Here is a 21,531-nt window from a genome sequence, read left to right on the forward strand (position 1 = left end):
ACTATTTGCGGGGCATCACATCCGCCACCAAATCATCGTAGTACACGTTCATGCGGCTTTGAACATTTCTGCCCAGCACAATGGTCGGGGGCGGAGCTACGGCCGTGCCTCCATAGCTCAGGTCCGTTTCGAAGTAGGGCGGCTTGCTGAACATCCCGGCGTTGTGCTTCATGTACTCGGCTGCATAGTCGCCTAGCTTCGGGTAGTCTTCAATCAGCAGCGAAGCCACGCACAGGTTCTCTAGTAAGGCACTAGCAATGCGCTTGTTGATCTCGCTTTTCTTGTCTTCCCAATTAGCGCGGGCCAAGTGCTGGGTCCAGGTAGTGGATAAGGCTTGTACCTTCGCTTTGTCCACGGGCGCCTTGCCGTCGAGCAAGGCTTTGAGCTCGTTCGTTGTTTTGTTGATGTCTGCGTAGGCCGGCGCTGTGCCTTCTACTGTGTTGAGGGTCAGGCCCGCTTTATAGTCGTGGGGATTCAAAGCGAAATCAGCGCGCCGCATCATAGATTCTAGCAGTTGCCGGCTTTTCTCGCCTGCAAAGGCATTGTTCATATAAGCTTCCAAATCACGCATGTTTGTGAAGGATTGCGTGTTCATGACCCCCTCCGTTTTACGGTAGTCAGCGAGTATTTCGTCGGTTTTGGGGTCGCGCAGCTCATAGCCAAACTCCCCGCTGTAGTTGAGGGTGTAAAACACCTCGTAGCTGTTGCGGGTGCTACTCTGATTAAGCTTGCGTCCGGTCACGTACAGGTTCTTCGCCGTGAGGCGCAGCAGCAGGTTGCCGTCGGACTTCTGGTAAGTAAGGCCTTGCAAAACGGGCCGGGTACTCACGTTCATCACCAGGTTGCCTAGGTCATATTCTACCGAGTAAGTAGCGTATTTGGGCTTTAGCATCACGCTAGGCGTTTTGTGAAAGGTCGTCCAGAATAGTTCGTCTTGTACCTTCTGGGCCTGGGCCGGCAGGGCTGCGATGCTTGCCAGACCAAGTAGTGATAGGCAGCAGAATAACATGTGCTTTAGTAGAGCTTTTCTCATGGCAGTAGCGTGAATATGTGGAAGAATGGATGTGCTTTTGGATACGAGTTATAGCGTGATAAACTGGGCCGACCTAGCCTACCCGAAGCCCCCTCGTTTGGCTCGACTCGCTTCATCACGAGGAGGCTCTAGTGCGTTAAAATTCTTTTAAAATAGGTATCATAACCAATACCCATTTTTAAGTAATTTTCACACGTTACCCTTTTATTATCAGCACTTTTACGAGTAGTGTATAACATATTTTATACGCTTAGCTAACGAGAGCTTCCGAATGGCGAATTCTTACACACCGGCCCTTGGGGTTGTGCGGGATGCATGGCGCACGATCCACCCTGAGGGCGATAGGGAGCAGCCCAGGCAGTCGGCCGCCGACGCTGCTCGGGCCGTGACTGAGTACTTGCTCAACAAGCAGTTCCTGCTGGCTTATGATGTACGGGCGCAGCAAACCGTCTTTATCGGCGCCGGCGTGGAGCTAGTGCTGGGCATCGAGCCCCACGCGTTCAGCATGGAGGACCTGTACGAGCGCCTGCACCCCGACGATGCCCCGCTGGTGGCGCACGCTACGGCACTGGCCGCCGAGTTTTCGCAGGAGCTAGGTCCTGCCTGCCACGATCAAGTGTTTAGCGTCGATTACCGGCTGCGCCACCGAGCGGGACATTACGTGCGGGTGTTACGCCAAAGCTTTGTGTTGCAGCTCGACGCGGAGGGGACCCCAGTAGTAATTGGAGGCGTTTACACCGATATCACGCATCACAAGCGTACCCACGAGGTACGCTTTCATGGCAGCCATCCTGGCTTTGCCGCTTGGCTTACGCAACGAGTTCAACGCACCGAAACCGACTTAAGTCGCCGCGAGCAGCAAGTGCTCGATCTGGTATTGGAGGGGCTTAGTTCAGCGGAAATCGCCGATCGGCTGTGCGTGAGCCGCCATACGGTGAACACCCATCGGCGCAACATTCACCGCAAAGAGCCCGCCCGCGACCTGAGCCGTCTGCTCCAGCACCTCGACGTGTGAGCCTGGCTCGAACCCGTGATTGGCAAGGTGCCAACCTAGGTTTGCGGCGGTTGGGGTGAGATTGGGCGGGGAAGTACGACCAGACGTGCTAGCTTTGCCGTTCATTTCGTCTTGTGTAAGATTTCTCATGAACACCGACCTCCAAAGCATTATTGAAGCGGCCTGGAATGACCGCAGCCTGCTTCAGCAAGCCACCACCACCGACGCCATTCACGCCGTTATCGAAGAGCTCGACAAAGGCCGTTTGCGCGTAGCGCAGCCCATCGAGGGCAAAGAAGGCGAGTGGCAGGTAAATGACTGGGTGAAGAAAGCCGTCATCCTGTACTTTCCTATTCAGCAGATGGAAACCATTGAGCTGAAGCCTTTTGAGTACCGCGACAAAATGCGCCTCAAGACCGACTACGCCAGCCAAGGCGTGCGCGTGGTGCCGCCCGCAACGGCCCGCTACGGCGCTTACCTAGCTTCTGGCGTTATCCTGATGCCGAGCTACACCAACATTGGCGCCTATGTGGGCGAGGGCACGATGGTCGACACCTGGGCGACCGTGGGCTCGTGCGCGCAGATTGGTAAAGGCGTCCACCTGAGCGGCGGCGTGGGCATCGGCGGCGTGCTGGAGCCCGTGCAAGCGGCTCCGGTGATTGTGGAAGATGGCGCTTTCATTGGCTCGCGTAGCATCCTAGTAGAAGGTTGCCACATCGGCAAAGAAGCTGTAATTGGCGCCGGCGTGACCATCACGGGTAGCACCAAGATCATCGACGTGACGGGACCCGAGCCCAAGGAGTACCGCGGCATAGTGCCCGCGCGCTCGGTGGTTATTCCGGGTTCGTACGCCAAGCAATTCCCGGCAGGTGAGTTCCACGTACCGTGCGCTCTCATCATCGGTCAGCGCAAGGCCAGCACCGACCTGAAGACGTCGCTCAACGACGCCCTGCGCGAGAACGACGTAGCCGTCTGAACCACGGATTCGGTCGGATTAGTCGGATTTCACGGATTTTGTGGACGGCTCCCAAACAGAGCACGACTTTCAAACAACAAGAGGCATCCCAATTGGGATGCCTCTTGTTGTTTGGAGCGCTACAAAGCGCAGATCTGAAAGGCCACCCAACCCGATTAATCCGGATGAACCGCAGTGCAGAAGTACGTCCACAAAATCCACAAAATCCGACTAATCCGACCGAATCCGTGGTTCAGACTCTAATGCCCTTCTAACATCAGTCGGCTACCGGCGGAGCTACCTTTGTCTCAGCAACCTAGCTTGGTAGATGACGGGTCAGGGCTGGTTGTACGTAGTGAATATATGCGTGTACCGTCAGATAGTAGTCTATGAAAATTCTCCTGGTAGAGGACGAGTTAAAGGTAGTGGCCACCCTGAAAATGGGCTTCGAGGAAGAGGGCTACGAAGTAGATGTGGCCTACGATGGGAAGATTGGCCAGCACCTAGCCTTGAGCAATAGTTACGATGTAATCATACTCGATGTGGGACTGCCTTATCTCAACGGCTACGAGCTGTGCACGCTTATCCGCCGCCGCGACGCCACCGTGCCTATTCTAATGCTCACGGCCCTCGGCACCACCGACAACAAAGTGGAAGCCTTTCAGCTCGGCGCCGACGATTACGTGGTGAAACCGTTTGCCTTCCGCGAACTGCTAGCACGGGTACAGGCCCTGGCGCGGCGGGCCACCCGGGCTAGCCCGGCGGAATTAGTGGCGGCTGACTTGGAGTTGAACCCGCAGACAAAAGTGGTGCGACGCGCCGGGCAGTTGATTAATCTCACAGCCCGCGAGTTTGCCCTGCTAGAGCTGTTGCTGCTGCACAAAAACGAGGTGCTCTCGCGGCCCCTCATTGCCGAAAAAGTCTGGACGCTGAATTTCGACACGGGCACCAACGTAGTGGATGTGTACATCAACTACCTGCGCAACAAGATCGACAAGCCCTTCGATTACCCCCTGATTCAGACGGTAATCGGGATGGGGTATGTACTACGCGACGAGCCAGGCGCATGAGTATTCGCAACAAGCTAGCCCTGCAGTTTACGCTGCTGGTTGCGCTGCTGCTGCTCGGCAGCTTCGGCGTGATCTACTACCTAGCCGAGCAGAGCACCGAACGCGTGTTTGCCCAGCGCCTGCTGGAGCGGGCCCAACTCGCGGCGGCCCTGTTTCTGGAAGCCGACGAGCGGAGCCGAACAGCTACTGAAAAAGCCCGCCAGCGCTTCATCCACGAGCTACCCGGCGAGTACCTAGGTATCTACGACGGCCAAGGGAAGCCCCGCTTCACGAAGGAGCCGCTGCAACGCTTTCCGCCGAACCTATTGCCGCGGCTGCTGCGGCAACCGCAAATTGTGCTACGGCAGGGCGACCGGCAAACGGTGGGCATCCTGTACCACGACAACCAAGGCGACTTCCGCATCTTAGTATCGGCCGTGTACGTGGGCGGGTGGGAGCGGCTGGCCTACCTGCGCCTAGTGATGGGCGGCGTGCTAGTCACAGGCTTGGCACTGAGCTTTGGCCTAGGTCGGTTGTTTGCCAAAAGCGCCCTGGAACCGGTGCGCCACGTGGTGCAGCACGCCCAGCGCATCGGCGCTTCGGGCTTGCACTTGCGCGTGCCCGTGGGCACCGGCCACGACGAGCTGACGGAGCTAGCCGAAACCTTCAACCTGATGATTCAGCGCCTAGAGGCGGCGTTTCAGCAGCAGCAAAGCTTCATTGCCAATGCCTCGCACGAGCTGCGCACGCCGCTCACGGCTATGATCGGGGAGATGGACATCATCCTGAACCGGCCGCGCTCCGCCGAAATGTACCAGGAGGCGCTGCAATCGTCGCTGGCGGAAGCGCAAAAGCTTAAGGACATCACCAACCGCCTGCTCCAACTCGCGCAGCTCAACGCCGACGAAGCCACGCTACCCATGGGCGGCACGCTTCGGCTAGACGAGGTTTTGTACGAGGCCTGCGAGGAAATGACCCTGGTACAGCCCGGCTGTAGCCTGTCGATTCAGGTAGGAGAGCTACCCGATGATGCCGAGCAACTCACACTTCCTGGCGACCGAAACCTGTTGCGCCTGGCCCTGACCAACCTGCTCAACAACGCCTGCAAGTTTTCAGACAACAAGCCGGTGGTGTGCACCCTCAACTACGATGGTAAGCGCTTGGTGCTCTGTATCATCGACCAAGGCATCGGTATTGCCCCCGAGGACTTGCCGCACATCCGTCAAACGTTTTTTCGTGCGAGCAACGCCCTCGACTTTAGCGGGTTTGGCGTCGGGTTGCCCCTGGCCATCAAGATTATCTCCCTGCACGGCGGCGAGCTGGAAATCGATTCGGAGGTGCGCAAGGGTACTACCATGCGGGTGGTGCTGCCGCTGGCCGGCTAGGAAGCTGTTGCGGGCACCGCTGAGCGACAAGGGAAGCCGCCGATGCGCATGCAGCGTCTGCTACCTAGCCTAGCGCGTGGCTTCTAATCCTAATCTAATACACTTCTAATAACCCTATAATTTCTTCCCTTTTAGGCCACGGTACCTTTGCATGACCAATCCGGAATATCCCGTAACTCATGCGTACCTACTTGTTAGTTAGTGCTTTATTGATTTTAGCGTCAGCATCTACGCCGGCGGTTGCCCAAACTACGCCGCCTACTCTAACGACGCCGATAGCCGCGCCGCTACCCACCGATACGCTGCGCCTAACCCTGGCGGAAGCTGAGCAGCAGTTTCTGAATACCAACTTTCAGCTGCTGGCGCAGAAGTTCAACGTGACGGCGGCGCAGGCGCTGGAGGTGCAGGCTAGGTTGTTTGATAACCCTGAGGTGTCCCTGGAGCGCAACGTCTACAACCCGTACAACCACCGCTTTTTCGAAACCAACGAAGACCGCAAGCAGTGGGTGGCCACCTACCAGCAACTGATTTTGCTGGGGGGCAAGCGCCGCAAGAACGTGGAGTACCAGCGCATCGGTACGGAGATAGAAGGGCACAACTTCAATGACCTGGTGCGCACGCTGCACTACGAGCTGCGCAGCAACTTCGTGAAGCTCTACTACGACCAGCAAACGCTAAGCGTGTACCAGCGCCAGCGCGAGGCCCTACAACGCACGCTCACCATCTACCAAGCTCAGCTCGATAAGGGCAACGTGTCGCTGAAAGAAGTGGTGCGCCTGAAAGCCGCACTGTTTTCGCTGGAAAGTGAACGGAAAGAGCTAGCGAATGACATCAGCGAGTACCAAGCGGCACTAAACCTGCTGCTTGGCAACCGTCCGCCGCGCACCCTGCAACCTGTGTTGCGTGCGGCCACCGCCAACAGCTTGCGCCTCGAAAGCTTGCCGCTGGCCCAAGCCCTGGAAATTGCCCGCGAAAGCCGGCCCGACCTGCGCGCAGCGGAGGCCGTCAACCGGCAGGAGCAGCAGAACCTGCGGGTGCAGAAGGCCCTAGCCGTGCCCGACCTCACGGTGGGCGGCCTATACGACTTCAACGGGGCGGTAGGTAAGAACTACACAGGCCTCACCGTCGGCGTGCCGCTGCCGTTGTTCAACCGCAACCAGGGCAACATCAAATCGGCGGAGGCGCAGATCAAAGCCAGCGAGCAGGCCCTAAACCAGCAAGCTACCCAAGTCGAAACCGAGGTAGCCGAAGCCTACGCCAAAGCGGCCGAGGCCGAGCGCCTAGCCAGCAGTTTCCCCAGCGCCTACTTCACCGATTTCAACAAACTCTTCGAGGGCGTACTGACCAGCTACCAGCGCAAAGCCATCAGCACGCTGGAGTTCCTGGACTTTCTGGAGTCTTACAAAGACAACATGGTGCAGCTCAACGATGCCCGCGCCGAGCAGCTCAACGCCTTCGAGAACCTCAACCAGCGCCTAGGGCGCCGGGTGTTTGCCTGGTAACCTACCTAGGCTTCGATTTAACTCAACTGCTCCCGGCCTTGGACCGGGTAGCATTACGCATCCTTTATTCTAACCCTCAACCATACATTCTATGTGGTTATTTGCTTTTAGCCGTCGACCACTATTCTCCATAAATTGCCTGGCTGGGCGCTGGCTTGCGGTCGGCCGCCTGAGCGCCGTCTTGGCCATCCTCAACCTAGGCCTGAGCGGCTGCCACGAGGCATCCCAAGAAGTGGTGGTGAAAGAGCCGTCGTTTGTGCTCACCGACTCCTTGCTAAACCGCATTCAGCTGGATACGGTGCGCCGCGCACCCGTGCGCGACGAGCTGAAGCTCACCGGCAAAATTGCCTACGATGAAGAGCACGTCAACAAGGTGTTTCCGCTGGTGAGCGGCATCGTGACGAAAGTAAACGCGGGCCTAGGCCAATACGTGCAAGCCGGGCAGGTGCTGGCCGAACTCGAAAGCTCCGACATTGCTGGCTTCCGCAACGAATCGGCGGCGGCCAACGCGACGCTGGCCACGGCTGAGCGGGCGCTGGCCAGCACCAAGGAGCTTTACCAAGGTGGCCTAGCATCGGAGCGCGAGTATGAAGAAGCCAAGCAGGAAGTGCTCAAAGCCCGTGCTGAGGTGCAGCGCAACCGGGCAGTGGGCAGCATCTACGGCACGCGCGGCGGCAGTAATGCGGCTCGCTACCAAGTGAAAGCGCCCGAAGCGGGCTTTGTGGTGGAAAAAGCGGTGAACCCGCGCACCCTTATCCGCCCCGACAACGACCAAACCATGTTCACCATCTCGGACCTGAAATCGGTGTGGGTGACGGCTAGCGTATTCGAAGACGACATTGCCCGCGTGCAGCCCGGCCAAGCGGCCACCATCACCACCCTCGCTTTTCCTGGCAAGGTGTACCAAGGCAAAATTGACAACACCTACAGCGCCCTCGACCCCGAAAGCAAAGTTATGCGCGTGCGCATTCGTTTGGCGAACCCCGAAAATCGGCTTAAGCCCGAGATGTTTGCCAACGTGACCGTCACGTCCCTCACCGACTCGGTGATGCTGAGCGTGCCCTCGTCGGCGCTGGTGTTTGAGCGCAGCCGCAATTTCATCTTGGTCTTCCACGACCGCAACAACATCGAAACCCGGCCCGTGACGCCCGGTACCAGCGCCAATGGCGTCACCTACATCCGCACGGGGCTGAAGCCCGGTGAGCGGGTCGTGAGCAACAACCCGCTGCTGCTCTACCACGCGCTGAATAAATAGCCTAGGCCTCCTACGGGAGACCCTGATACAAAGTCCAGGGCCAGAAGCTAGCTAGGCTCCTTTTTGAGAAGGGAGGAAAGGAGCACATTATTCAGCTCAGCTTCTGGTTCCTGGCACTAATGCTTGCCGCTCCCTCGAGTTTCATGGCTCCCAGCTATCCTCCTCACTACTAGGAGGGAAGCCACCCTATAGCCTTTGCTTTCCAGTTCTGGCGCCCTGTTTAGCCCTCACATATGCATAAGTTCATTCAAGGTATCCTAGGTTTCTCGCTGCGCAACCGCTACTTCGTGTTTTTCTGCACGGGGCTGGCGATTATCGCGGGTGTGTACAGCTATAAGCACACGGCCATCGATGCGTTTCCGGACGTAACGAACACGCAGGTGACCATCATCACGCAGTGGCCGGGCCGCTCGGCTGAGGAGATTGAGAAGTTCATCACCTTGCCCATCGAGGTAGCCCTCAACCCGGCCCAGAAAAAGAACAACATCCGCTCCACCACGCTCTTTGGGCTGTCGGTGGTGAAGGTCATCTTCGACGACGACGTAGATGATGCCTACGCCCGGGTGCAGGTGAACAACCTGCTACCGGGCGCCGCCCTGCCCGAGGGCGTCGAGCCCGAAGTGCAGCCGCCCTACGGCCCGACCGGCGAAATCTTCCGCTACACGCTCACGAGCAAAACCCGCGACGTGCGCGAGCTGAAAACCTTGCAGGACTGGGTAATTGAGCGCCGTCTGAAAGCCGTAGCCGGCGTGGCCGACGTGAACAGCTTCGGCGGCGAGGTCAAGAGCTTCGAGCTGAGCATCAACCCGCGGCGCCTGCAAGCCTACGACATCACGCCCCTGGACGTGTACGAGGCCGTGTCGCGCTCCAACATCAACGTGGGCGGCGACGTGATTGAGAAAAACGGCGAGGCCTACGTGGTGCGCGGCATCAGCCTGCTCACCAAGCTCGACGACATCAGCAACATCATCATCAAGAACATCAACGGCACGCCGCTGCTGGTGCGCAACGTGGCCGAGGTGCACGAGTCGGCGCTGCCCCGCCTAGGTCAGGTGGGCCTCGACCACCACAACGACGTGGTGGAAGGCATTGTGGTGATGCGCAAGGGCGAAAACCCGTCGGAGGTCATTGCCCGGATCAAAACCAAAATCACCGAGCTCAACGAAAAGATTCTGCCCGGCGACGTCAAGATCAAGCTGTTCTACGACCGCGAAGTGCTCATCAACTTCGCCACCGATACCGTGCTGCACAACCTGATGGAGGGTATTCTGCTGGTGACGGTGGTCGTGTTCCTATTCATGGCCGACTGGCGTACGACCCTCACCGTGTCGGTGGTGATTCCGTTGGCGCTGCTGTTTGCCTTTATCTGCCTGCGACTGAAGGGGATGAGTGCCAACCTGCTAAGTATGGGCGCTATCGACTTCGGCATTATCGTGGACGGGGCCGTGGTGATGGTGGAAGGGCTCTTTGTCGCCCTCGACCATAAGGCGCACAAGGTGGGCATGGAGAAGTTCAACAAGCTCGCCAAGCTAGGCCTCATTCGCAAGACCGGCACTGAGATGGGTAAAACCATTTTCACCGCCAAGCTCATCATTATCACCGCTTTGCTGCCCATTTTTTCCTTCGAGAAGGTGGAAGGCAAAATGTTCTCGCCGCTGGCCTGGACCCTAGGTTTTGCCCTGCTCGGCGCCCTGATTTTCACGCTGACGCTGGTGCCGGTGCTGGCCAGCATTATGCTGAAGAAGAACGTGCGCGAGAAGCACAACTACTTCGTGGATTTCGTCACGCGGGGTTCGTTGTTCATTTTCCGCCGGGTGTACCGCAACAAGGCCATCAGCCTGCTGGTGGCGGGCGTGTGGCTGGTGGTAGGCATCGGCGCCTTCCGATTGTTAGGTTCCGAATTTTTGCCCCAGCTCGACGAAGGCTCGCTCTACGTGCGTGCTTCGCTGCCCATGAGCATTTCGCTGGATAAATCGGTGGCGATGAGCAACCAAATGCGCGAAAAGCTGCTTTCGTTTCGGCAAGTAAAGCAGGTGATGAGCCAAACCGGGCGCCCCAACGACGGCACCGACCCGACGGGCTTCTACAACGTGGAGTTTCACGTAGATACCAAGCACACGCCGGAAATGAAGAACCCGGTTTACCGCGCTGCCCTTATCGATAGTATGCAGCGGGCGCTGAGTGTGTTCCCAAGTGTGGTGTTCAACTTCTCGCAGCCCATTCAGGATAACGTGGAGGAGGCTGTATCGGGGGTTAAGGGCTCCATTGCAGTAAAAGTCTTCGGCGACGACCTTAATTTTCTGGAGCAGAAAGCCGATGCCGTGTACAAAGAGCTCAGCACCGTGGAAGGCATTGCCGACCTAGGTATTGTGCACGCCGTGGGCCAGCCCGAGTTGCGCATCGACCTGAGCGAGCGGCGCATGGCCCGCTACGGCGTAAGCCCCGCCGACGCCAACGCCGTGGTCGAAATGGCCATTGGGGGGAAAGAGGCCTCGCAGTTCTACGACGGCGAGCGGCGCTTCAGCATCCGGGTGCGCTACCTGCCCGAGTTTCGCAAAACCGAGGAGGAAATCGGCCGCCTGATGGTGCCAACGATGAATGATACGAAGATCCCGCTGCGCGAAATTGCGACCATCAGCACGCTCACCGGGCCTTCGCTCATCTTCCGCGACAACACGGAGCGCTTTATTGCCGTCAAGTTCTCGGTGCGCGGCCGCGACATGGGCAGCACCATCGAGGAAGCGCAGGCCAAGGTAAACGGGGCCGTGCCGCTACCCCGAGGCTATTCCTACTCTTGGGCCGGCGACTTCGAAAACCAGCAGCGTGCCACCCAGCGCTTGGCGCAGGTAGTGCCCATCTCGCTCCTGCTGATTTTCTTTATTCTGTTTGTGCTGTTCGGTAATATGAAGGATGCCGGACTGGTACTGCTGAACGTGCCCTTCGCCATCACCGGCGGCATTGCGGCGCTACTCCTCACCGACACCAACTTCAGCATTTCGGCGGGCATTGGCTTTATTGCTTTGTTTGGTATCTGTATCCAGGACGGCGTAATTCTCATTACCGTCTTCAAACAGAACCTGCTCAAGAAGCTACCACTCGATACGGCCATCTACGAAGGCGTCACGAGTCGGATTCGCCCCGTGCTCATGACCGCCATGATGGCCGCCATTGGCTTGTTTCCGGCTGCCCTCAGCACTGGTATTGGCTCTCAAACGCAAAAGCCCCTGGCCATCGTCGTCATCGGCGGCCTGGTAACCTCCACCGTCCTGACGCTATTCATCTTCCCGCTCATCTTCGAGGCCACCCACCGCGGGCACGATAAAAAGCTAGCCGCCCGAAAAAGCTAGCCAACAAACCTAAACAAAAGAGGCCACCCAAACGGGTGGCCTCTTTGTTATTCAATCGTCCACAAAATCCGTGGAATCCGAAAAATCCGACCGAATCCGTGGTTCAGATTACTTCGCTGCGGTAGCCGACTTTTTCAGCTTGTCGCCAAACACGGCGCGTACTTTATCCACTTTGGGCTTCACTACAAACTGGCAGTAAGGCTGGGTGCCGTTCAGGTTATAGTAGTCCTGGTGGTAGTTTTCGGCCTTGTAGAAGGTAGGAGCGGCGGTGATTTCCGTCACAACGGGGTTCGGGAAAGCGTGAGCGTCGTTGAGCTTCTTCTTATATTCCTCGGTGAGGCGTTTCTGCTCGTCGTTGTGGTAGTACACTACCGAGCGATACTGAGTACCTACGTCGTTGCCCTGGCGGTTGAGTGTGGTGGGGTCGTGGGTTTTCCAGAACACTTCCAGCAACTCCTCGAAGCTGATTTTGCTTGGGTCGTAAGTGATGTTGATCACCTCGGCGTGGCCCGTGAGCCCCGAGCATACTTCCTTATACGTAGGGTTGGCGATGCGCCCACCGGCGTAGCCCGATTCTACTTTCTCGACGCCTTCTAGATCCTGAAAAACGGCTTCTGTGCACCAGAAGCAGCCGGCACCGAATGTTGCTAATTCCATGTTCTTAGTTGAGGTTACAGGTTTAGTGACAGCCTTACCCTGTGCGAAACTGACCGATGAAAGGCCGAGCGTCAGCAGCATGGCCATTAAAAGCTTTACCATACGAATACAAGGATATTTCAGGCGAAAAAGTTTAAAAAGCTCAACTATGAACGGGTATTCGGGCTAAGGTTCGAGGCGTCAGATTCTTATCATCAACCCCAAGGTGCTTGCCTGCCCGATGCGTCAGCATCCGACTAACAAACGACTACTTGCGGAACCGCTCAGCCAGCACCAAGTCCTTCGTGCCGTGCCCCCAGGAGTAGAAGCCTTCTCCTGACTTCACACCCAAACGACCCGCCGCGACCATATTTACGAGTAAAGGGCAGGGTGCGTATTTAGGGTTGCCCAATCCTTCGTGTAAAACTTTTAAAATAGCGAGACACACGTCTAGCCCGATGAAGTCGGCGAGCTGCAAGGGGCCCATGGGATGAGCCATGCCTAGCTTCATCACCGTATCAATTTCGGCCACGCCCGCCACGCCCTCAAACAAGGTGTAAATGGCCTCGTTGATCATGGGCATCAGAATGCGGTTGGCCACGAAGCCGGGGTAGTCATTCACCTCCACCGGCGTTTTGCTGAGCTGCCGGGCTAGGTCCATCACCTGGGTCGTCACGGCGTCGGAGGTAGCGTAGCCGCGAATGACTTCCACGAGCTGCATCACCGGCACCGGGTTCATGAAGTGCATGCCGATGACTTGCGCCGGCCGTTGCGTAACGGCCGCAATCTGCGTGATAGAAATAGAGGACGTGTTGGAAGCTAGGATGGCGTCTTGGGGCGCGTGCTGATCTAGGTCGCGGAAGATCTTGAGCTTCAGGTCAATATTCTCGGTGGCGGCCTCCACGACCAGTTGTGCGTTGCGCACGCCGTCGGCTAGGGTGGTGTAGGGGGTAAGGCGGCCGAGCGTAGCGGCTTTATCGTCGGCGGTGAGGCTGCCTTTGGTTACTTGACGGTCGAGGTTTTTGCCGATAGTGCCGAGCGCCTTATCCAGGGCCGGCTGGTTGATGTCGATGAGGGCGACGGGAAAGCCGTGCTGCGCGAAAACGTGGGCAATACCATTGCCCATGGTACCGGAGCCAATGACGGCGACGTTAAACATGTGAGAAGAAATTTGGGTGGAACTATAGCCGCACTTGCGTGCGCGGGGTGGTACTAGCAGCAAAGCTAAGACGAAAACTCGTCTGCGGATACGTGCGAAATTAGGGTCTCAAAATCCGAAGCCAATAAAAAAACGTATCCGCGAAAAACGGCTTGTATAAGCTGCAAACGGGTTTTTAAAAGGAAAAGAGGGCTTTACAACGATAATAATTTAATCCAACTATATCCTTTTGAAATACCGTAGCGTACAAACCATCAAATCGTCGCACTAAGCGCTTCTGTGAGGAGCAACTTGGTATGAGGCGAAAGGTTTCTCTCCCCCTTTCCATCATCAAACACTTCCAAACACCATGGGTAATTTGCTGTATATCATCGCCGTCATTCTCATCATCATCTGGGCGCTGGGCTTCTTTGGCGTATTAGGCACTGGCATTGCCAGCGGCAACCTAATCCACATTCTACTCGTGCTGGCTATTATCGCTATTGTGCTGCGCTTGATTCGCGGCGGCACGGTATAACCTAGCCCTCTGCTCAAAGCTGATGCATCAGTTTGATGCTACTATCTGAAAAACAAAAAGGAGCTACCCCATAAGGGTAGCTCCTTTTTTTGTGCCTTTGCTACAGGGCTAGGGCTATTTGCCTAGGTTGTACAAGAAGCTAAAGCGAATGACGGGCTGACCATAAATATCCTGATAACCGTCGTTGAAGTTGTACAGGAGTACAATGTCGGCGGCGGCTCGATCACTGAACTGCTGCCGGTAGCCTACACCTGCCAGCGGTGTATAAACGGTGGTCTTGTATTTAAAGAGGTTGCCTCTTTGATCCAAGACAGGAAAACCATTCTGATCTACCACCGGCAGTTGGGCCTGGGTTACCTCATACTCAGCATGGATAAAGAACTGGTTATAAACCATGTACTGACCAAAGAACTTGAAGCCTAGGTTACTAAAGCCACCGTTGATCTTAGGCGAGTTAGGACCAAGGTATCCAGCTGCGTACGAGTAGTTATTGTAGGCGTACGTAATGCCTGGCCCGAATGATAGTTTATCAGTGACGCGGTAGCCAATGGCCGGCGCAATGCTGGCGCTGAACTGCCCGTATCCGTAGTAGCTGTTGTAGCCCAAGCCAAAGTTGCTGTATACAAAGTATTTGTACACTGGCTTCGGTTGCTCAGCAGAAGACGTGCCTTTCGGAAAGCTCAACCCCGAAGGGTTGTCTTTGGAGGGGCGCGTTTGCTGCGAAGGCAGCGGCTCGTCGATGGGCGGCGGAACTGGTACGGGCACGGCCGGACGCGGCGCCTTTTTCTCGTATGAAGGATAAGAAGGAGCCGTGCTGCCCGGAGGCGCCGTGTTCAGCTGCGGTTTGGCACCGGGAGGTGCCGTATTTAATTGGGGCTTCGTGGAGGTAGTGTCCGTTTGAGCTAGAGCCGCCCCCGGAGCTGCTAGCAGGCTAGCCCCCGCAAGGGCTAGCACAGAAAGAAGACGTTTCATAGACAGCTACAACGTGCTTATGACACGAGTTGGTACATGCGCTGGCGTTGCGCTTTTATTTGCTCATCAGCTAGGTATTCTTCGTACGTCATCCGTCGATCCAGGATGCCTTCCGGCGTAAGCTCAATGATGCGATTCGCCACAGTGTCAATAAACTGCAAGTCGTGTGAAGCGAAGATGAGCGTGCCGCTAAAGTCGCGAAGTGAGTTGTTCAGCGCTTGGATGCTTTCTAGATCCAGGTGGTTCGTCGGGTCGTCGAGCACGAGCACGTTGCCGGCTTCCATCATCATCTTGGAAAGCATGCAGCGCACTTTCTCACCTCCACTCAGCACGTTGGACTTCTTCTGCGACTCCTCGCCCGAAAACAGCATCCGGCCTAGGAAGCCACGAATAAAGCTTTCGTCCTTTTCCGTGGAGTACTGCCGCAGCCAATCTACTAGGTTCAGGTCAGTATCGAAGAACTCAGAGTTTTCCTTCGGGAAATAGCTAGGCGTGATGGTGGTGCCCCACTTAAAGGAGCCTTTCTCGGCTTTAATCTGCTCGAACAGAATATCGAAGAGGAGGGAAGCAGCCCGGTCGTCGCGGCCTACGATGGCTATTTTGTCACCTTTGTCCAGCGAGAACGACACATTGCGGAAGATAGGATGGCCATCTACCGAGGCAGCTAGGTTCTCCACCGTCAGCAACTGGTTGCCCGCTTCGCGCTCCGCCTTGAAGGCGATGTATGGGTACTTGCGCGACGAAGGCTTAATCTCCTCCAGCGTCAGCTTTTGCAGTAGCTTCTGGCGCGAAGTAGCCTGCTTCGATTTAGAAGCGTTGGCCGAGAAGCGGCGAACAAACTCTTCCAGTTCTTTCCGCTTGTCTTCAGTCTTTTTGTTGACCTCCTGGCGCTGACGTAAAGCCAGCTGCGACGACTCGTACCAGAACGAGTAGTTGCCGGGATACATCGTGATTTTCGAAAAATCGAGGTCGGCCATGTAGTTACACACCGCATCGAGGAAGTGGCGGTCGTGGCTCACCACGATTACCGTGTTTTGGAACGAGTCAAGGAAGTTCTCCAACCACAACACGGTTTCGGCGTCGAGACCGTTGGTAGGCTCGTCGAGCAGCAGCACGTCGGGGTTGCCAAACAGGGCCTGCGCCAGCAGCACCCGAACCTTGTCGGAGGTACCGAGGTCGGCCATCAGAGTGTAGTGCTTGTCTTCGCCAATGCCTAGGCCACTTAGCAGCTCAGCAGCTTCGTAGTCGGCATTCCAGCCCTCTAAGTCAGCAAATTCGCCTTCTAGCTCCGCAGCCCGCTCACCGTCCGCGTCCGAGAAATCGGGCTTGGCGTAGATGGCGTCCTTTTCCTCCATTACCTTCCACAGGCGCGTATGGCCCATAATCACGGTCTGGAGCACTGGGTAGTTGTCGTACTCAAACTGGTTCTGCTTCAAAACCGAAAGGCGAGCGCCCTTCGGCATATCCACGGAACCCGTGTTGGCTTCAATCTCACCTGATAGAATCTTCAGGAAAGTTGACTTGCCGGCACCGTTGGCCCCGATGAGGCCGTACACGTTGCCGGGCAGAAATTTAATCGTAACGTCTTCAAACAAAACGCGCTTACCATAGCGCAGACTCACGTTGGAGGTGCTGATCATAGCAGAAAAATGCGGGGAAACGAGATGTCAACTAGTTATAAGGAAGTGAACCTAGCTGTCGTGGCGCGCAAAAATACGCAAAATGCCATGGGTGGCAGCTAACCAGAGCCGAGTAAAGCCAGGAAAAGCAAACTTTTTAGAAAACTTGAGGGCTCATTCTCAGGAGCTTGATTTTGCAAAAAGCGCGGTTGTGTGCTGCCATCACAAAAAAATACGTCAGCCTGGACAACATCAGCATGCAGAAAAGAGTATAGAAAAACCAAAGTGGAAATGCCCGCTGCTCTGGGTGTTATCTAACACAGAATAGTTGCAAGGCAGTTCCGCCATGCTCCTTTTGATCCACTACCAAAACTTTTCCTGATCTGCTATGAGCGACGCTCAACTTACCCCCGAAAGAAATGGTTTCCGCTACGGTCTTCTCACCGCTGGTGCGATGATCGTGTACACCCTGATTGCTGTCTTTGCTGGTTTCTTCGACCGGCTCGAAGCAGGCGGCTTCAACCTGGTTATTATCTCGGCCGGTATTGCAATGGCCATTGCCAACTTCAAGCGTTCGAAAGATGGCCGGCTCGCTTACCTGCAGGGCATGGGCACCGGTGCAGTTACGGCTATGGTGGCCAGCATCGTGCTAGGGTTCTTCTTTATTATTATGAGTGCCATCCGGCCCAACCTACTAGATCTTAGCCACGCGCGTGACTTGTTTGGCTACGATTTGTCGGCCCTGATGGCTTTCCTGGCCATTATCCTAATGGGTACCCTCGGCGGTGTCATTATTTCATTGGTGGCCATGCAATATTTCAAGAGCCCCGACCATAAGCCCATCGAGGGCATCGAATAAGCTTCACGTTCCCGCATGCTTGAAAGCCAGTTCTACCTCAGAACTGGCTTTTTTACGTCTAAAGGCTATTTGTGGAATATATTTATAAATTGTATGAATATAATCTGTAAAAAAGCACTGTACTTATTTGCTTATTAAACATATGTAATATAAGTTTGTATTATATAAAGCACGCGAGAAAGCTGAACGGCAAGTTTTGCCTGGTTTTTGAGCAGTGCGGCCAACAGCTACTGATTCCCTCTTAGTTCACACCTTCATGAAAGCGCTCTTTCTTACTCTTGCTTTACTAGTTGCCTTGGTAAGCTCGGCGGCAGCTCAAATGAACGATTGGCGTGCGGAACGGGCGGTTTCGAGTGCACCTCCCGCCGAAACGGTAGACGCCCTAACGCGGCAGATGGCCAACAAACTGCACCTCAATGAAGGCCAATACGTGCAGCTCCGGGCGGTAAACCAGACCAAACTGACTGCTATTGAGGAAATTGAGTGGCAGTATACCGATATCATCAAGCGCAATGCAAAGCTCAACGAGCTGGAAGGTCAGTACGAAGCCGAGTGCAGCCGCATTCTGACCCCTAATCAGTTGAGCCTTTACCATGACGAGTTTTTGCGCGACACGAAGCCTAGCAAGACCGCTTCCAAAGAAAACGGGGTAGGCTAGCCCCTCAGTACTCTCTCCCAACCAAAAGGCGCTGTCGAGTTATCGGCAGCGCCTTTTGCTTTGTCGTGACGAGAAGGGACACTAAAACCTGGGTTACTTCAAAGGGCGCTCGTACCGAATCTCGGTAACTGTGCCAGTAGCGCCAAAGTGAATTAGCAGCTTGTTGGCAGCCGAACGAGCGTGCCCTCGCTCGCACTGCGGCCCCGGCTCGATGTAGTAGAAATAAGTCTTCTCGGTTTGCTCGTCGAGCTCGGCACCATCGGGGCGGCCTAGGAAAGCATCAATAGCGTTGGTGCGGGCCCCAAACAGCTCGGCGCGGTGCTTTTCGAGAATAGGTAGCAAGCGAGCCCGCTGCTTTTGACACCCAAAGGAATCGCGCCGCCAAGTAGCCGCGTCGAAGTCGGGAAAATCAGGCAGAGAGTGGCCGCACGCCGCCAAAAGCAGCGTCGTGGCAGAGAGGAAAAGGCTAAGTGGCAGGCAACTACAAGAACGACGAGCAAGCATACGGGGGAGTCAGCCGCCGCTGACGTTGAGGAAATGGTACGCGATTTTTTAGGGCGTAAGTAAGACGAAAGTACTAGATTTGTAATGGCCGCCCCTGTGGTACACCGTTTTCGACTCATTCACTGCCCCGTTGACCTACCTGTAGCCAATGACTAAAGCTCCGATTACGATTGCCAGCTTCTTGCTTTTCTGCAGCACCTTCTTGCTGCCAGTGAGTGCCGCTCCTAGCGCCGCTGCCCTGCACCGGGCGCCTAAAGCAGCCGGTGTCCCCATTATCACCGATGCTACGCGCCGTGCGATGTACCTAGCTGCTTTCGAGCAAAACGCGGCACTTACGTACGTACAGGCAAACTTGATAGCGACGGGGCTGCCGCTCACCGTATTTCGGGAAGCGTTGCTCGGGTACTATAGCTTGCAGCGCCAGGGAGCCGTATCGGCTGATAAACAAGTGCTGACGGTCATTGATTTTAGTCGCTCCAGCCGCACGAAACGCCTGTGGGTGATTGACTTGCAGCGGCAGCACCTGCTGTTTAATACCTTGGTGGCGCATGGTAAGAACACGGGCGAAGAGTTTGCCGAGAAGTTTTCCAACGTAGAGGGCTCCGAGATGAGCAGCCTAGGTTTTTACCGTACGGGCCGCACGTACCAGGGCAAGCACGGCCTGTCGTTGAAGCTGCACGGCCTTGATCCGAGCTATAATACCAACGCGCACGACCGCTCCATTGTGGTACACGGCGCCGAATATGTAAGCGAAGCCTTTGTGCAGCAGCACGGCCGCCTCGGCCGGAGCCAAGGCTGCCCAGCTTTGCCTACCAACCTCAGTTCCGAGATAATCAAGGTCATTAAAGGGGGCAGCGCTATCTATATTCACGGGCCAGCCAATGCTGGTTATAACTCCGATTGGCTTCAGCTTGACGGCGCGTTGCTCGGTTTCGCGCGCAGCAAGGGCATGCCCGTGAGCTAAAGCACGACTTCGTTAAGTACACTCAACGTTCTTATAAACGCTCCGGCCCAAAGCTCGGAGCGTTTTGTTTTTTGGTGACTTGCGTAACGTTTGGGCTCGTTGGACCTAGCTAGTAGCCTAGATTCACCGTTCGAAACGCTACAAGCGCTCTGCTAAAGGCTTTTTCATCAGGATGTCAGTTTGCTCATCATCACCTAGCTTGAATACGTGCTGGTCGAACGCGATAAAACCGTTTTTCTGATAGAAGCGGATTGCGCGCGGATTCTCCTCCCACACTCCTAGCCACACATAATCAGCCTGGGCGGCTGTGGCTAGCTGCATTGCCTGGTCATATAATGCTTGTGCGACTTTCTGGCCGTGATAAGCTTGTAGCACGTAAATCCGCTCAATTTCCAGCGCGTTGCCTTCTTGTCGCTCCGTTTGGGCCGACCCAGTGTTTACTTTCAGGTACCCAATAACAGCGTTGTTTAGTTCGGCGAAGTAGAAGACCGAATTGGGATTTTGCAGCTCGGTCAGCAGCTTTTCGGCAGAAAACCCTTCGGCCAAATAGGTACGCATGTTCTCCTCAGAGTTGCTGGCGGCAAACGTTTCAAAAAAGGTCTGTCGGCCAATCTGTTGCAGCTGAGCTACGTCTTGCGGACCGACTTTGCGGGTGATGACGGGTTCCATCGTTATGCGAACTATTATTGTGATTAAGGAAGCTGCTGCTACAGTACACCTGCGTATGACCTTAACTGACATTCTACAAACCACGTATCCGCTGCCAGGTACCTCGCTGGCGAAGATCTTGGCTTTGGCGGAGTACATAGAATTGCCGAAGGGCACCCGCCTGTTCCGGGACGATCAAGTAGCCCAGCACATTTACGTGTTGCAGCATGGCCTTGCCCGCGCTTACGCCCAGCGAGCAGATCGGGAAGTTACCTTTTGGTTTTCCGACGAAGGCGCCGTAATCGTCTCGATACGCAGCTACACTGAGCAAGCTGTGAGCTATGAAATCATCGAACTGCTGGAAGATAGCGGCCTGTTTCGCCTTAATATGCACGCACTCCGGCAGCTGTATCAAACGGATGTGCACCTAGCTAATTGGGGACGAGCTATGGTAGAGCGGGTGTGGCTACAAACCGAGCAACAGCTCATAGCCCGTCAGTTTCGCACCGCCGCAGAGCGCTACGCCGACCTGCTGTTGCAGAGTCCGCATCTACTGCAACGGGTGCCGCTGGGGCACATTGCCTCTTACCTAGGTATTACCCAGGTCACCTTAAGCCGCGTGCGCGCACAGTTGAAAAAAGGGCAAGCCACCTAATGGGAAACAGCCTTTAAGCCTAAGACGGAGCCAATTAGGGTAATTAGGAAGAACAAGCGCGGTCCGGTTAGCGGGTCGCCAAAGGCCAAGACGCCTACTACGGCGGCACCAGCCGCCCCAATGCCCGTCCAGACCGCGTATGCGGTGCCCAGTGGCACTTGCACCAAGCTGAGGTTGAGTAGATAAAAGCTCAACGCGGCGAAGCTTACGAAGGCCACGTACCACCACACTGCCTGCGAGTCAGTAGCCAATTTGGCCTTCCCTAAGCAGAAGGCAAAGCCAACTTCGGCTAACCCAGCCAGTACTAAAAACAACCAATGCATAGCAAAACAGAAATGTACAGCGGCAAAGGTCGGGGGCTAGCCTGGCGTTTCTTTTTACCAATGTTAAAAAGTGATGAAGCTTGGCTAGTGCAGGTAGACTGTTGAAAATGAAGAGCAGAGCGAGCATAAAACCAGCTTCGATCCACCGGACCGAAGCTGGTTGAGCTGCAAGGCAGGAAGTAGGTTGACTGACCAAGATGTGCACGCGCCAACAGTGCGGGCCCGAAGCCGTCGAGCTTGGCTAGAGGCTAGGCTCGGTCGCTGGTAGTCTTGACGAGGTTGATGCCAGCAAAGAAGAAAATCAGGCCCACGGCAAAGGGGACGAGCGAGTTCATCTTGCTCAGACCTAGGCCGGCGATTTGCATAAAGCCGAGCGCGCCGTAGATAATGCCAAGGATGCCGAGAAGGGTGAGTAAAGAACCGAAGGTGCGTTTCTGATTCATGATGAAGGAGTTGAGTTGGAGAAGAGAAAGGGGAGAGGGTAGGTGTAATATTAA

General features: G+C 55.7%; 21 protein-coding genes. 12 read left to right on the forward strand and 9 right to left on the reverse strand.

The window, feature by feature from the left end; translation table 11 throughout:
* Position 1 precedes the first annotated feature (1 nt).
* Positions 2-1,033: a hypothetical protein gene (locus tag BXP70_RS07275; protein ID WP_143436401.1), complete on the reverse strand. Its 1,032-nt coding sequence runs from the start codon at positions 1,031-1,033 to the stop codon at positions 2-4.
* 271 nt (positions 1,034-1,304) lie between these two features.
* Here BXP70_RS07275 and BXP70_RS07280 point away from each other — a divergent pair, with 271 nt between their 5' ends.
* From BXP70_RS07280 to BXP70_RS07310, 7 genes are all read left to right on the forward strand, one after another.
* Positions 1,305-2,048 (forward strand): helix-turn-helix transcriptional regulator, encoded by a 744-nt coding sequence (locus BXP70_RS07280; protein ID WP_086593378.1) that lies wholly within the window; start codon positions 1,305-1,307, stop codon positions 2,046-2,048.
* A gap of 127 nt (positions 2,049-2,175) precedes the next feature.
* On the forward strand, positions 2,176-3,003 hold the full coding sequence (locus BXP70_RS07285; protein ID WP_086593379.1) for a 2,3,4,5-tetrahydropyridine-2,6-dicarboxylate N-succinyltransferase: 828 nt from the start codon (positions 2,176-2,178) through the stop codon (positions 3,001-3,003).
* Positions 3,004-3,371: 368 nt separating this feature from the next.
* Positions 3,372-4,052, forward strand: a complete 681-nt coding sequence (locus BXP70_RS07290) for a response regulator transcription factor (protein WP_086593380.1) — start codon at positions 3,372-3,374, stop codon at positions 4,050-4,052.
* A complete protein-coding gene (locus tag BXP70_RS07295) occupies positions 4,049-5,416 on the forward strand; it encodes a sensor histidine kinase (protein ID WP_086593381.1) in 1,368 nt (455 codons plus the stop codon). The genes BXP70_RS07290 and BXP70_RS07295 overlap by 4 nt, the downstream gene beginning before the upstream one ends.
* Before the next feature lie 179 nt (positions 5,417-5,595).
* The gene (locus BXP70_RS07300; RefSeq protein ID WP_086593382.1) at positions 5,596-6,918 is read left to right on the forward strand and encodes a TolC family protein; all 1,323 of its coding nucleotides are present in this window, start codon (positions 5,596-5,598) and stop codon (positions 6,916-6,918) included.
* 91 nt (positions 6,919-7,009) lie between these two features.
* On the forward strand, positions 7,010-8,173 hold the full coding sequence (locus tag BXP70_RS07305) for an efflux RND transporter periplasmic adaptor subunit (RefSeq protein WP_086593383.1): 1,164 nt from the start codon (positions 7,010-7,012) through the stop codon (positions 8,171-8,173).
* Between the two features lie 233 nt (positions 8,174-8,406).
* Positions 8,407-11,520: an efflux RND transporter permease subunit gene (locus tag BXP70_RS07310; protein WP_086593384.1), complete on the forward strand. Its 3,114-nt coding sequence runs from the start codon at positions 8,407-8,409 to the stop codon at positions 11,518-11,520.
* A gap of 108 nt (positions 11,521-11,628) precedes the next feature.
* On the opposite strand, the gene msrA is transcribed toward BXP70_RS07310, so the two are convergent.
* Both msrA and BXP70_RS07320 read right to left on the reverse strand, forming a co-directional pair.
* Positions 11,629-12,177 (reverse strand): peptide-methionine (S)-S-oxide reductase MsrA, encoded by a 549-nt coding sequence (msrA, locus tag BXP70_RS07315; protein ID WP_086593385.1) that lies wholly within the window; start codon positions 12,175-12,177, stop codon positions 11,629-11,631.
* Positions 12,178-12,424: 247 nt separating this feature from the next.
* Entirely contained in the window at positions 12,425-13,315 is an 891-nt protein-coding gene (locus BXP70_RS07320; protein WP_086593386.1) for a 3-hydroxyacyl-CoA dehydrogenase family protein, read from the reverse strand.
* 349 nt (positions 13,316-13,664) lie between these two features.
* Between BXP70_RS07320 and BXP70_RS29400 the strand changes: the two genes are divergently transcribed.
* A complete protein-coding gene (locus BXP70_RS29400) occupies positions 13,665-13,832 on the forward strand; it encodes a lmo0937 family membrane protein (RefSeq protein WP_143436402.1) in 168 nt (55 codons plus the stop codon).
* Positions 13,833-13,946: 114 nt separating this feature from the next.
* On the opposite strand, the gene BXP70_RS07325 is transcribed toward BXP70_RS29400, so the two are convergent.
* Entirely contained in the window at positions 13,947-14,804 is an 858-nt protein-coding gene (locus BXP70_RS07325; RefSeq protein WP_143436403.1) for a hypothetical protein, read from the reverse strand.
* A gap of 17 nt (positions 14,805-14,821) precedes the next feature.
* A complete protein-coding gene (locus BXP70_RS07330; RefSeq protein WP_086593388.1) occupies positions 14,822-16,444 on the reverse strand; it encodes an ABC-F family ATP-binding cassette domain-containing protein in 1,623 nt (540 codons plus the stop codon).
* Between the two features lie 367 nt (positions 16,445-16,811).
* Here BXP70_RS07330 and BXP70_RS07335 point away from each other — a divergent pair, with 367 nt between their 5' ends.
* Complete coding sequence (locus BXP70_RS07335) at positions 16,812-17,282, forward strand: DUF4199 domain-containing protein (RefSeq protein WP_086593389.1); 471 nt, start codon at positions 16,812-16,814, stop codon at positions 17,280-17,282.
* 256 nt (positions 17,283-17,538) lie between these two features.
* Positions 17,539-17,940: a hypothetical protein gene (locus BXP70_RS07340; RefSeq protein WP_086593390.1), complete on the forward strand. Its 402-nt coding sequence runs from the start codon at positions 17,539-17,541 to the stop codon at positions 17,938-17,940.
* 93 nt (positions 17,941-18,033) lie between these two features.
* Here BXP70_RS07340 and BXP70_RS07345 read toward each other — a convergent pair whose 3' ends face one another.
* Entirely contained in the window at positions 18,034-18,444 is a 411-nt protein-coding gene (locus BXP70_RS07345; RefSeq protein ID WP_143436404.1) for a hypothetical protein, read from the reverse strand.
* A gap of 148 nt (positions 18,445-18,592) precedes the next feature.
* Between BXP70_RS07345 and BXP70_RS07350 the strand changes: the two genes are divergently transcribed.
* Entirely contained in the window at positions 18,593-19,408 is an 816-nt protein-coding gene (locus BXP70_RS07350; protein WP_218779756.1) for a murein L,D-transpeptidase catalytic domain family protein, read from the forward strand.
* Positions 19,409-19,546: 138 nt separating this feature from the next.
* Here the strand turns inward: BXP70_RS07350 and BXP70_RS07355 are convergent, their stop codons facing one another.
* Positions 19,547-20,077: a GNAT family N-acetyltransferase gene (locus BXP70_RS07355; RefSeq protein ID WP_086593392.1), complete on the reverse strand. Its 531-nt coding sequence runs from the start codon at positions 20,075-20,077 to the stop codon at positions 19,547-19,549.
* A gap of 4 nt (positions 20,078-20,081) precedes the next feature.
* Between BXP70_RS07355 and BXP70_RS07360 the strand changes: the two genes are divergently transcribed.
* Positions 20,082-20,711: a Crp/Fnr family transcriptional regulator gene (locus BXP70_RS07360; RefSeq protein ID WP_179197617.1), complete on the forward strand. Its 630-nt coding sequence runs from the start codon at positions 20,082-20,084 to the stop codon at positions 20,709-20,711.
* Here the strand turns inward: BXP70_RS07360 and BXP70_RS07365 are convergent.
* Both BXP70_RS07365 and BXP70_RS07370 read right to left on the reverse strand, forming a co-directional pair.
* A complete protein-coding gene (locus tag BXP70_RS07365; RefSeq protein WP_086593394.1) occupies positions 20,708-21,034 on the reverse strand; it encodes a DMT family transporter in 327 nt (108 codons plus the stop codon). The two genes, BXP70_RS07360 and BXP70_RS07365, sit on opposite strands and share 4 nt — an antisense overlap.
* A gap of 248 nt (positions 21,035-21,282) precedes the next feature.
* Entirely contained in the window at positions 21,283-21,477 is a 195-nt protein-coding gene (locus tag BXP70_RS07370) for a hypothetical protein (protein WP_086593395.1), read from the reverse strand.
* Between the last annotated feature and the right edge of the window lie 54 nt (positions 21,478-21,531).

It is taken from the genome of Hymenobacter crusticola, assembly GCF_002154225.1.
GTDB classification, from domain to species: Bacteria; Bacteroidota; Bacteroidia; order Cytophagales; family Hymenobacteraceae; genus Hymenobacter; species Hymenobacter crusticola.